We start from the raw sequence: 11,881 nt of genomic DNA, 5'->3' as shown, positions 1-11,881 counted from the left end.
TGAAGGCAGGAGTGTTAGTTTGAAACATTTGGTTGTTGATACCACATAGTGGCACTCAAGATAGTCCTGTTTAACCTGTGTTTAGAACTTGCGGATATTGTTGCTCATTAGTCAGCGTGACTTCGTTCGTCCTGAATAAATGGCGGTTTGAATTACCAATTAATTTGAGCATTAATAAGCTGTCAGCGGGAATTGCTGACGAAATACAGGCCTTTTTTATGACGACATCATTACCGGCAAAGTATTAATCAGTCAGCAACAGTACATCCAGTTGATTAAAAATACTCGGAACCTCATGAACAGTAATGACCTGAGTTTTCAATTTGGTCATCGTCTGTATCCGGGAAACTATGGTCCGTTAACGGAAGCGTTATTGAACGCCAGTTGTCTGTTCGATGCTATTGATATGTTGTGTCAATTCTGCGCGAATGCATCACCATTACTAACTCTTTTCAAAGAGATTGATGACGATCATTGTCATATCTATTTTTCAGACAGTTGTGGTTTGAAGGACCTTTATCCTTTTGTACTGGAAATGATGATGACGGCCATCAGTCATACTGGACGATGGCTGGGTATCAAAAAGCAACCCTGGCATTTTAATTTTCATTATCGAAAGCCTGTCTATTTTGAGCAGTATCAGGTGCATTTGGGGGATAAAGTGAATTTTGACACCCAAGTGGACTCAATGGTGATTTCAAAATCTGCATTATTTACACCATGGAAAAAGGGCAGTGCCACAGCCTATGCAGTAGCAAAACACCATGTGAAACGGAGCTTGGAGCATCAACATGCTCTGTTTGTGCCCGAGGTCTATCAATATATACGACAAAACCTCAAACACGCGCCTTCTTTGGAAGTGGTGGCGGACGCATTTGTAATGAGCCCATCAACCTTGAAAAGGAAACTGAAAAAACACCACACCTCGTTTCAAGTTTTACAGGATGATGCAAGGAAACAGCAGGCGATTTATTTATTACAGTACCGGGGCTGGACTAGTGAGCAGGTGGCAGAATCACTGAACATCAGTGATATCAATAATTTTCGAAGGGTTTTTAAACGCTGGACCGGCATCGCCCCAGCGCTATTTCTCAGGAGGTTGGAATCCGGTCAGTCGATGACTTCAAATTTGATCTGACTGTAGGTTCCCAAGCGTTTAACCAGTCGATCACCAAACAGCGTTGCCGGTGTCCAAAATCCTCCAGACTGCGCGGATTTCTGACCATCGTCGTGAAAGTTTAGAGCCAAAGTAGCGGCAGCCTGACCGAGCATACGACCGGTAGAACCATAGCCTGGGTCACCCTGACCAACCACTTTGGTTTTGATCACTTGACCGTCGGACGTTTCGCCTGAGAACCGCAGGTCATAGAATCCGGACTTCTGAGCTTCTGGGGATGGGCCTTCACCGGGTTTGGGGAGAACAAATTTTTCCATAAACCAGCGGGTAGGCTTTAAGGCGGCAGAAACCATAAATAAACCAAGTCCGGCAACCAGAGTGGTCGCACGGAATCGTCCTTTACTGCCTTTGCCCATGAGCATGGCTTCGTCATAGGTGAAGTCGGCGCCATAGGGATGTTTGGCAATGGCGTTTGAGCGCAGCACAACTCTGGTATTAATACCGGCCATGATAAACGGCGCTATCCAGGCACCAAAGCCTTTATCAAATATAGGTTTGCCAACGTTGAGTTGCCTCACAGGCTTGGCATCTGATTCCGGACAAAGCAGGTATGGGTTAACCAGTTTTTTACGCAGCGTTGGGTCTTTTGACATCTCTTTCGTGATGTTAACCATACTGGCAATCGTGCCGCCGGATGCACCACCTTTCGCGGCTTTAACTCGCATGCTGACTTTTTTGCAGTATTGTCCGTGGTGCTGAAGCGATTGCTGTTGAAGAAAATGCACGCCAAGGTCAGAAGGTATTGAGTCAAAACCACAGCAGTGAACAATTCTTGCGCCGGATTCTTTCGCTGTTGCCTCGTATTTCTCCAGCATGTCATGGATCCACTGAGGTTCACCGGTAAGATCGCAATAATCGGTACCGGTTTCACTGCATACTTTCACCAGCGTTTCACCGTAAAGAGCATATGGGCCAACGGTACTGACGACAACGTTAGTTTGTTGGCACATGTCGTTCAGCGCGTTTTCATCACTGGCATCGGCCACAAAGATGGGCAGGGAAGCGTTGCCCAGATTCTTTTTCAGTTGTTCAAGTTTATACTTCGAGCGACCCGCAATCCCCCATGTGAGGGTCTCTTGATAGTCGCTATTAAAGGTGTCTTCAAGGTATTGGCAAAGTATCTGGCCAACAAAGCTGGTTGCTCCGAAGACAACTACATCTAATGGTTTGCTCATTTTATTATTGTTCCTTCTTATGATTATGTGTTGAGCATCAATTTTCTGGAGGTTGTCAGCACATGTGTCAGCACATCAGCGCTGGCAAAGCTCACCCTGATCAAAAACGACCATGTCTCCCGGGTTAAGAGGGTGCCATGTTTCATTAATGGTGAGGGGCTCCGTGGCTATGACTGTCACCACATCGTTCTCGGTGGTTTCTTTGGCAAAGTCCACGGTAATATCCGCATCCTTCAAACTGGCCTGATCAAACGGCGCACGTCGGGTAATCCAGGTTAATTTGGTGGAGCAGTAGCAGTAGAGGTATCGGGAGTCCGTCAGGAGCATATTGAACACGCCCAAATCCCGCAACTGATCGCAGAGGGATTTGATAAATCGCTTAACCGTTGCCGGACGCTGTGGTGGCTTTGGAAAACGGCTTCTAATCTGGTCCATGATCCAGCAAAACGCGTGTTCACTGTCGGTCGTGCCCACTGGAATATAGTGCGATAAAGGCAGTTTTTTTACGCCTTTGAGTTGGCCGTTATGGGCAAAAGTCCAATACTTCCCCCAGAGTTCACGGGTAAACGGGTGTGTGTTTTCAAGAGCAATTCTACCTGCATTGGCTTGTCGTATGTGTCCGACAACGATATTGCTCTTGATAGGGTAACGACAGACCAGCTCGGCAATTTCCGAATTGCAGCTTGGGTTAGGGTCTCGAAATTCACGAAGACCTTTCCCTTCATAGAAAGCAATGCCCCAGCCATCACGGTGAGGGCCGGTGTTACCACCGCGCTGCATCAAACCACTGAAACTGAAGACGATGTCAGTGGGCGTATTGGCACTCATTCCAAGGAGTTCACACATGGGTTAACAGCTCTAAATACTGGGTTCGGTACGTTGTTTATGCGATGTTTTATTGCCACTTTTTGGTGATTTATCACCTTTTTTTGGGGCTGAGCTAGTTTTTTTAACGGGTAAAATCAGAGCAACGATTATTGCTATACCGGCTGCAATCGCCGCTATTTGGCCGCTTCTCCACATGGTATCAACACCAATGCCTAAACCATCGTAAAGGCTGATAACAGCTGCCGGCGCAAGGAAATGCTCATCAGTGTTAACGTACCAGGGCACATAGACCAAAGCAGTAGCAACCAACATGACGATGCGCCGCAACCTGGGCCACCAGCGTCGAACAATAAACCATAAACTGATCAAACATCCGGTCGCACCCACCAGATAGGTAATCCAGCCCCACATATATTGAGCTTCAGTCATTCATTCTCCATTAAAAGCAGAAGATGAAATCGAGCCGAAAGCCTTTGCCGTTAGAGAGCGCAGGTAACAGGCTAAAATTCAGTGCTTGTCTATATTAAGTACCCAACCATATGAAACCATATTTTCTGGCTTAGTGGTCAGCCACTCTACTGCGTTACATCTGCGATTACATAGCTACGGCTATGCTCACTCCGATGTGCCTTGCATAGTAACTAACCACTAAGCCAGAAATATTCGATTTCATATGATCGGGTACTTAGTTATCCGCCAAGGATGCATTTTGCATCATTCGAGCAATGATTGAAATCTATCGCGCAGGCTCTGTTTGCGTTTTGGATTATCCGTCTTTGGATATCAGCGTTAGGCTATGAAGAACATCAAGAATAAGTGCTGGAGTAAGCATGTTATTAAGTGTCGGAAATTTTCAGGACTGGTTGGGTCTTTTCGTTTTGTTGGGCAGCTGGGTTGGCTATACCTGTTATTCACATTGTCGGTCCCGGTCCTCAAGCTGTTTATCCAGTGTGCTGGCGCAGTATCGAGAAGAATGGATGATTCGGGTTATTGCTCGTGAAAACAGAACGTCTGATGCCAGTTTGATCAGTAGTCTGCGCGCCAGTGTCAGCTTTTTTGCATCCACCTCTTTGCTCGTTGTCGCAGGTTTGATAACCGGTATTGCTGCATCAGAACAGGCGGTCAGTGTGATATCTACTATTCCTTTTGTGAGGACCACAACGCAGGAATTGTGGGAGCTGAAAATGCTGGTCATGATCATTATATTTATTTACTCATTCTTTGAATTCACCTGGAGCCTCAGGCTCTATAACTTCGCATGTGTTCTGATGGGCAATGCGCCGTTTCTTAACGAGGTCGTGGGTAAGGAAGCGGAGCAGGAAGATTATGGTAAGACCGCGGGTTACATTATGACCTTGGCTGCGAGCCACTTTAACTTTGGTCTGCGTGCGTACTATTTTGCACTGGCGACGCTGAGCTGGTTTATCGACCCCCGGTTATGGATGGGAACCATTATTCTGGTGACGGCCATCCTCTACAGTCGTGAGTTTCACTCCAAAGTATTGAGTGTCTTAGAGGGCTACGATTTACCGCCAAAGCTGTCGTAAGCGCATTGTTATGAGATACATTTTTTCATGGAGGGTTGAAATACCATTTCATGCCCACATTTTAGTATCACTCTCAACACCCATTATTATGAACATACTTTGAGGTTCCAATGACCGTAGAAGCACAAAAAGAGACGTTAGGTTTTCAAACCGAGGTAAAGCAACTGCTGCACCTGATGATTCACTCCCTTTATTCCAATCGTGAGATCTTTCTTCGGGAGTTGATTTCTAATGCCTCTGACGCTGCGGACAAACTGCGCTACGAAGCCCTGAATAACAGTGCACTGCTGGAAAGCGATCCCAATCTGGAAATCCGGGTAGATTTTGATAAAGACGCCAAAACCGTGTCCATTGCCGACAATGGCATTGGTATGAATCGTGACGACGTGATTGCGCACTTGGGCACCATTGCCAAGTCTGGCACCGCAGACTTCCTGCAAAACCTGAGTGGCGATCAGAAAAAAGATTCCCAGCTGATTGGTCAGTTTGGTGTTGGTTTCTATTCTGCCTTTATCGTTGCAGATAAAGTGACCGTAGAAACCCGCAAGGCCGATGCCGACGAAGGGGTTCGCTGGGAGTCTGATGGTTCTGGTGAATTCACCGTTGAACCCCTGGATAAAGAAGGCCGCGGCACCACGATCATTCTTCATCTTAAAGATGACGCAGACGAGTTTGCCGATGGCTGGCGTCTACGCAACATAATTCGCAAATATTCGGATCATATTTCTCTGCCCATCATGATGAAGAAGGAAGCCATGCCTTCCGGTGATGAGGACGAAGCAAAGGATGAAGAGCAAGCGCCTGAGTGGGAAACGGTCAACACCGCCAAAGCTCTGTGGACTCGTTCTCGCAGTGAGATCAGCGACGATGAGTACAACGAATTCTATAAACACATCAGCCACGACCACGTGGCCCCTCTGAAATGGAGCCACAACCGTGTTGAAGGCAAACTGGAATACAACAGCCTGCTGTATATTCCGGCCAAGGCACCGTTTGACCTTTATAACCGAGACATGCAAAAAGGTCTGAAGCTGTATGTTCAGCGCGTATACATTATGGATCAGGCAGAAGAGTTTCTGCCGATGTATCTGCGTTTCATTAAGGGTGTGGTGGATTCCAACAATCTGTCTTTGAACGTATCCCGTGAAATTCTTCAGAAAGACCCGGCTGTTGACAGCATGAAAAGCGCTCTGACCAAACGAGTGCTGGATATGCTGGATAAAATGGCCAAAAAAGAACCAGAAGCTTACAGCTCGTTCTGGAAAGAGTTTGGTCAGGTACTGAAAGAAGGTCCTGCTGAAGATCACGCCAACCGTGAGCGTATTGCCAAGCTGCTTCGCTTTACAACCACCGAAAGTGCTGGAACCGATCAGGATCAGTCTCTGGAAGGTTATCTTTCCCGTATGAAGGAAGGGCAGGATAAAATCTATTACATCAGTGCAGAAACACCCAAAGCGGCGGCAAACAGTCCGCACCTTGAAGTTTTCCGCAAGAAAGGGCTGGAAGTTCTTCTTCTGTCCGACCGTGTCGATGAGTGGCTGATGTCTCACCTGTTTGAGTTTGATGGTAAGTCATTTGTTGATATTGGCCGTGGCGATCTGGATCTTGGCAAGCTTGACAGTGAAGACGACAAGAAAGCTCAGGAAGAATCTGCCAAAGCTAATGAAGATCTGATGAAGCGGATTAAAGACGTGCTTGGGGCGGATGTGGAAGACGTTCGTGTTACTCATCGTCTTACCGACTCTCCAGCGTGCCTCGTCGTGGGTGATAACGATATGGGGCTGCAGATGCGCCGGATTATGGAAGCCGCTGGCCAGGCGATGCCAGAATCCAAGCCGATCTTTGAAATTAACCCTGAGCACCCATTGGTGAAGCGTCTGGATAATGAATCTGATGAAGATCGTTTTGGTGATCTGACCCGAGTGGTGTTTGATCAGGCCAATCTAGCGGCGGGTGGTCAATTAGATGATCCGGGCTCATATGTACAGAGATTGAACAAACTGTTGTTAGAAATAGCGGGTTAACCTCTCTATTGCATTCATCATAAAAAAACCGGAGCCATGAGCTCCGGTTTTTTTTATGAGTTTTATTTAGCATTGTCCTGTTTAGGTTTTGCCGACTGAGCTGGGGGAGTGGGCTTGTAGATTATTCCATTTTCTGGGGCATCGTAAAATTCTGTCGGTGGTGGTGGGAGGAGGAGGTCACGACTACGCTTTTCTTCTATTGTAAGAGTCTCTTCATCTATACGGGCCAATTCTTCATCTATACGGGCCAATTCATCAGCTTTATTATGGCTACGTATATCATCTGCAAATTTCTCACGATCGGAAATAAAATTTGGTGCTGTTTGTCGTATTTTTGGTGGCGGCGCCTTTCTCTTCTTTTTAGGGGTAGATTCTGAAGAAACCTCGTCCGAGGTTCCTGTTTTCTTTATTGTATGTTTGCTGTCAAGATGCTTGAAAGTCTTGAGTCTTTCTATAGGCGTAAGTTGAGTTTCAGGGCTAAGAGGTGGAGATGGTTTTTGGTTCTTTGATGACTCAGCAGGGATACTTTCTTGTTCATAATGAGGAACTTTTTCTTGCTGTTCCATTCTATCTCGGTTCGTTTTCACAGCGTCGTCGATCCATAAATTTGGTTGCTGTTTCTTTGTCTTTCTGGAAAAAATAATAATTTCTTCCGGTGTGTTGTTGTTTTTCCAAGATAATAAGGAATTGATTACACTGCCTATTATTTTGAGCAGACGATTCTTGCTTTTTGCTGGTTTTTTAGCTTCATCTGGTAGCGAACTTGTACGCACATATCGAGGGGGATCTTGTGGGATTCTTGAGGGCATAATGCACATCCTTGTTTTTAATTTAAGTAAACTTGTGCGAATTTAGAGTAAGTATAGTGACCGGAGCTGATGGCTTGATCATCGAAATGTTAATAGATCAAAACAATTGAAAAAGAAGTTCAGTATCATTAGCTGAAGGTTGTAAATAAGTTGGGTTGCGCTCAAGTTATATTGAAATTGAGTATCTTGATTGTCCATTAACTTATTAAAATTTAAATAATTATTGTTAGGTTAGTGCGCATTGATTAGCAGAGAAATAAGCTGGTTGCAAGGGTGGCATTTCCTTGACATGAGAAAGTGTTTGCTCTCATGTCAAGGCCTGAATTCTCAGGAAACCATCATTTTAATTGGTTGGGCTTTGGCATAAATAGCCAGCCCACCCAGAGATGTCTCACGGTATTTAGCCTGCAGATCCAAACCCGTTCGATACATGGTTTCAATACAGCTATCCAGAGACACAGCGTGTTCGCCATCGCCACGCATGGCCAGGCGTGATGCGGTTATGGCTTTGATCGCCGCCATACCATTTCGCTCAATACATGGAATTTGAACTAACCCGGCAATCGGGTCACAGGTCATGCCCAAATGGTGTTCCATGCCAATCTCGGCAGCGTTTTCCACTTGCTCCATGGTGGCGCCTTGAACGGCAGCAAGGGCTGCCGCTGCCATAGAACATGCAGAACCCACTTCAGCCTGACAACCGGCTTCAGCACCCGAAATAGAAGCGTTCATTTTGATCAGTGCGCCAATAGCGGCAGCCGTCGCAATAAAATCACGAACCCCTTGCTGGTTATTACGGGAAATAAAGCGAGTGTAATATGCCAGAGTTGCAGGAATTACACCGGCTGCACCATTGGTTGGCGCCGTAACCACACGGCCACCGCAGGCGTTTATATGGACAGCCAAGGCTAATGACATACTGGAGAAGGTAGTTCGAGCTAATTGCCGCTTAAGCAGCAAAAAGAACGGCGCACTACACTAGCTATGCTTCCGTCGTTGCGCCTTGTCCAGTACCTGCTCAATAAGCCAGAAATATTCGACTCCATATGAGCGGGTACTTATGGGGTTACCCAAAACCACATCCTCTTTATGCCTGGGTTAGATCAGAAAAGCTCATAAACCAAAACTCACTTGAAACCATCGGTTTTATTTTGGTTTTGGCTTAACCGGTTTTCTGAGCACCTCTTCCTCCTCGTCAAGAGACGTCTTGGTATGGAGTCTGTCGGCTAACTCGACTGGTTTTTGGTTAATCTGCACGCAGAAGGCTTTGACATTCTTCACCAGTTCATCTTGGGTGCTATGACAATAATGATAAGTTACCTCCTCTCTCAACCAACGCCAAAGAGCCTCAACTGGCATAAAATCAGGACTGTACGGAGGTAGCCAGACTAGCTCTATTTTTAGATTTTTTGCAGCCTTGCAGACGTCAAATGACCGATGATAGGACGCACCATCCCAAATAACAGTAATTTGTCGTTCAAGATTCTCCTGTCGAATACGCTCCAGAACATTCACAGTATGTTGTGAATTGCCTTTGGGGTATGGCCAAATCCTAACCTGGCCCTCGTTGTAGTAATAAATCCCGTAAAACGTGACTTTGGATAGCCCTGGAGAGCAAGAAGACACAAAGAGTCTACCGCCTTTAGCTGACCACCCACTACCGATATCCGTATCCTGATGAATGTGCGCTTCGTCAATATAAACGATCAGTTTTTCTTGCCTGGTTGCCTGCTGAAGTAACGGCTCAAGCTGCTTCAGATAGTCTGCTCTTTTTTCAGGATCGGCACGATTCAGGAGCTTCTTCGCCTTTTTCCAGGAGATATTATTCCTTTTCAAAACACGGCGAATAGTTTCCCGGGAGCAAGTAAAGCTCCATTTCACCTTGCACCAGTTTACTAACCTTTTAAGAGTCCAGCGAGGGAGTGACGACTTTTCAGCATTTGCAGCGGCTTCAGCCGAACGGTGGATGGCTTGAGTGATGATTGAGGTAACGGTTAGACAAAAGGGGGGTGCCCGCCTGTACGCTTATACTGGAGAGCTTTTGGGCCGAATTCATTATAAGCTTTGATCCATTTCCACAAGGTGTGTGTTGCGCGTTTGGTGCTGAAGGCCACCTGTGAAGCGGATTGCTCACAACAGACTTGATAAAGGGCCATAAAGCGTTCGCGCGTCCTATGGTGAGGTTCTGATAATCCAGATTGATAGAGGCATTCTGGGGATTGATTCCATTTATCGTGTAGGACTTTAAGCATGAATCGAATAGTTATGGCAAAAAATGATCTGTAATTATACGTCTTGAATCGTTTTTCGTTTCATGCTTTGGATCAATTTATCTGCTCATTTAGAACCGTATGTTTCAAATGAGTTTTGGTTTAGACTAATGTTGATCCAGATACTTCGTGGCCAATCACCAACAGTGGGTTGCCTGTTGGGCTGTCCGCTTTATCGATAAACACCATGCCTTCAGGCGACAGGTCACCTGCCAGTTCTGGTTTCTGGTTGATCAGCTACATCAACAGAAAAATCACGATTATGAATATAACGGACATATTCTGGCGCATCAGGTTGGGAGATGTCGTACATAAACAAGCCGCCGGTGCGCTCAAGGCCGATAAATACATAATGTCGTCCATTCATTTCACCGATGGCAAGGGCTTCAGGTTCAGGGCCTTTATCATCACTGCGATTATCACCTTTGGTTTCATCGTCATTGTTGTTGAAGTCGGATTTGAGAATGTCCGCCGTGATGCGCTCAAAATCATCACCAGAATCAAACACAAGATTTCCTGCTTCGTCCCAGATTGAAAACGACCGACCACCATAAGCGTAGAGTTGTTCGAACTGGCCATCATTGTCTGTGTCGCCTAATGTATTGGTGATTTTTAACCGAGCCAGTCCGGCATTATCTTTAGCTTTTGACGCGTTAGGGTGGTTGTTGGACACCTTGATTTTCTTAACGCGAAATTCTTCGGTGAAGGCTAGGCAACCATCCTCTTCGTCGTATTTAAGGCCGCCGGAAGCAAGGCAGTCACTTTTAGATGGGCTGTTATACCAATAGTCCCGGGCATCTCCTTCGTTGGCGGACACGACATAGGTTTTTCCATCCACTTGATAAGAGGCAATGGTGTCTGGCTGATACATGCCATATACGCCCGACCAGGTTTTCAGGTTGACACCACCATCTTTATTGCTGATATCTGTCGTATATTTTCCATAATCTTTATAACCTAGGGGAAAGATCTTGACGACCTCGGCCCGCTCGATATCAATAATGGCCTGGGCGTTGTTTTCCTGCAGGCTGACAAAAGCCATTTTTGAATCTTCGGAAACCGTAATGTATTCGGGCTCCAGGTCTTGAGCGACCGTGGCATTACGCCCAAAAACACGGACTTGGTCGCTGAGTTCATGATGGCGGGAACCGTATTGATTAAAGTCTGAAAACCCTATCTGTGTAACGTTACCAACCGTGCCATTATCGAGGATCTCAATTCGACTGATAGAACCTTCTGGATCCACTTTATAATCTTTAGAAGGCTCACCTTCATTAGCGACAAGCACATACTGTCCATTTGGCGTGAATGTCACCATATCGGGCAGGGCAGAGGTATGAACGTAGTCTTTGTAAGTGACATTGCCCTGATGGTTGATAGTAAACAGAATCACAACCCCCAGTTCCTGTTTGTTGGCAGCTTCGACAGCTACCGCCAGTAAATTATCATGCACCGAAAGACTGTTGGCAGCACCGAGCTCGATGTTTGGTAAATAGCCTTGCAGATCAATACTGCCTCGTTTGGTCAGGTTTGAATCGGTCAGTGGGTTTGCCAGTGCTTCACTGGTTAAACGACTGGCATCCAGAATGTCGACACTTTTGTCTCCAGCATTGACGATAAAGATAGACTGACTGGCGTTGTGCCAGTCGACAATTTCTGCGGCGCCATCAAAGAATGTGCCTGATGCGTAACGTCCGACCGGCTGGATTTCAGGGTGATCGATACTGGCTGATTGTCTATCAACTGCACAGCCCGATAGAGCGAGTGCAGTGACTAGAGGGATGGTTGCGAGTTGTTTTATGATCATTGGGCACCAGGTTTGGAATAGTTAGATGAGAAACCTCTCTTGTTATCACTGCTGTCCGGTTAAAAATCTGGGGAAGAACTGAAGTGCTTGTCTCTGTTGATCTACGGTAAAATAGCGGTTGTCGAGACAGCTATTTTACAGAACAAGAGAGACAGGCATGAAGCATCATAACAGCGTTTTCCAACAGTTACTCAAAACAATCCCACGTCACCAGTTTCAGAAGGTAGTTGATCGACACAATGGG

10 protein-coding genes and 1 pseudogene are annotated in these 11,881 nt (G+C 46.1%); 4 read left to right on the top strand and 7 right to left on the bottom strand.

Features of this window, described 5'->3' with window-relative positions:
- The first annotated feature begins 226 nt into the window (after window positions 1-226).
- Window positions 227-1,138 carry an AraC family transcriptional regulator gene (locus tag AKL11_RS13355; RefSeq protein WP_366556858.1) on the top strand — a complete coding sequence of 304 codons (912 nt, stop codon included), beginning with the start codon at window positions 227-229 and terminating at the stop codon, window positions 1,136-1,138.
- On the opposite strand, the gene AKL11_RS13350 is transcribed toward AKL11_RS13355, so the two are convergent.
- From AKL11_RS13350 to AKL11_RS13340, 3 genes are all read right to left on the bottom strand, one after another.
- On the bottom strand, window positions 1,111-2,352 hold the full coding sequence (locus AKL11_RS13350; protein ID WP_067518195.1) for a saccharopine dehydrogenase family protein: 1,242 nt from the start codon (window positions 2,350-2,352) through the stop codon (window positions 1,111-1,113). The genes AKL11_RS13355 and AKL11_RS13350 overlap by 28 nt on opposite strands.
- A 75-nt stretch (window positions 2,353-2,427) precedes the next feature.
- Window positions 2,428-3,198 carry a class II glutamine amidotransferase gene (locus tag AKL11_RS13345; protein ID WP_067518193.1) on the bottom strand — a complete coding sequence of 257 codons (771 nt, stop codon included), beginning with the start codon at window positions 3,196-3,198 and terminating at the stop codon, window positions 2,428-2,430.
- A 12-nt stretch (window positions 3,199-3,210) separates the two neighbouring features.
- Window positions 3,211-3,609: a hypothetical protein gene (locus AKL11_RS13340; protein WP_067518191.1), complete on the bottom strand. Its 399-nt coding sequence runs from the start codon at window positions 3,607-3,609 to the stop codon at window positions 3,211-3,213.
- Window positions 3,610-4,010: 401 nt separating this feature from the next.
- Between AKL11_RS13340 and AKL11_RS13335 the strand changes: the two genes are divergently transcribed.
- Both AKL11_RS13335 and htpG read left to right on the top strand, forming a co-directional pair.
- On the top strand, window positions 4,011-4,727 hold the full coding sequence (locus AKL11_RS13335) for a DUF599 domain-containing protein (protein WP_067518189.1): 717 nt from the start codon (window positions 4,011-4,013) through the stop codon (window positions 4,725-4,727).
- Between the two features lie 110 nt (window positions 4,728-4,837).
- Window positions 4,838-6,751 carry a molecular chaperone HtpG gene (gene htpG, locus AKL11_RS13330; protein ID WP_067518187.1) on the top strand — a complete coding sequence of 638 codons (1,914 nt, stop codon included), beginning with the start codon at window positions 4,838-4,840 and terminating at the stop codon, window positions 6,749-6,751.
- Between the two features lie 62 nt (window positions 6,752-6,813).
- On the opposite strand, the gene AKL11_RS13325 is transcribed toward htpG, so the two are convergent.
- From AKL11_RS13325 to AKL11_RS13310, 4 genes and pseudogenes are all read right to left on the bottom strand, one after another.
- On the bottom strand, window positions 6,814-7,560 hold the full coding sequence (locus tag AKL11_RS13325; RefSeq protein ID WP_067518185.1) for a hypothetical protein: 747 nt from the start codon (window positions 7,558-7,560) through the stop codon (window positions 6,814-6,816).
- 327 nt (window positions 7,561-7,887) lie between these two features.
- Window positions 7,888-8,469: pseudogene (locus tag AKL11_RS13320) on the bottom strand (L-serine ammonia-lyase, iron-sulfur-dependent, subunit alpha); the annotation flags it as partial.
- Window positions 8,470-8,706: 237 nt separating this feature from the next.
- A complete protein-coding gene (locus AKL11_RS13315) occupies window positions 8,707-9,528 on the bottom strand; it encodes an IS630 family transposase (protein WP_245673444.1) in 822 nt (273 codons plus the stop codon).
- A 507-nt stretch (window positions 9,529-10,035) separates the two neighbouring features.
- Window positions 10,036-11,637 carry a choice-of-anchor I family protein gene (locus AKL11_RS13310; protein ID WP_067518183.1) on the bottom strand — a complete coding sequence of 534 codons (1,602 nt, stop codon included), beginning with the start codon at window positions 11,635-11,637 and terminating at the stop codon, window positions 10,036-10,038.
- A 157-nt stretch (window positions 11,638-11,794) separates the two neighbouring features.
- Here AKL11_RS13310 and AKL11_RS26645 point away from each other — a divergent pair.
- Window positions 11,795-11,881: DUF4372 domain-containing protein (locus tag AKL11_RS26645; protein WP_157673573.1), on the top strand; the 87-nt coding region annotated here is incomplete at its 3' end.

The sequence above is a fragment of the Endozoicomonas ascidiicola genome (assembly GCF_001646945.1).
Classification (GTDB): domain Bacteria; phylum Pseudomonadota; class Gammaproteobacteria; order Pseudomonadales; family Endozoicomonadaceae; genus Endozoicomonas; species Endozoicomonas ascidiicola.
The sequence above is the reverse complement of the archived record's forward strand: the minus strand, read 5'-3'. Positions and strand labels throughout refer to the sequence as shown.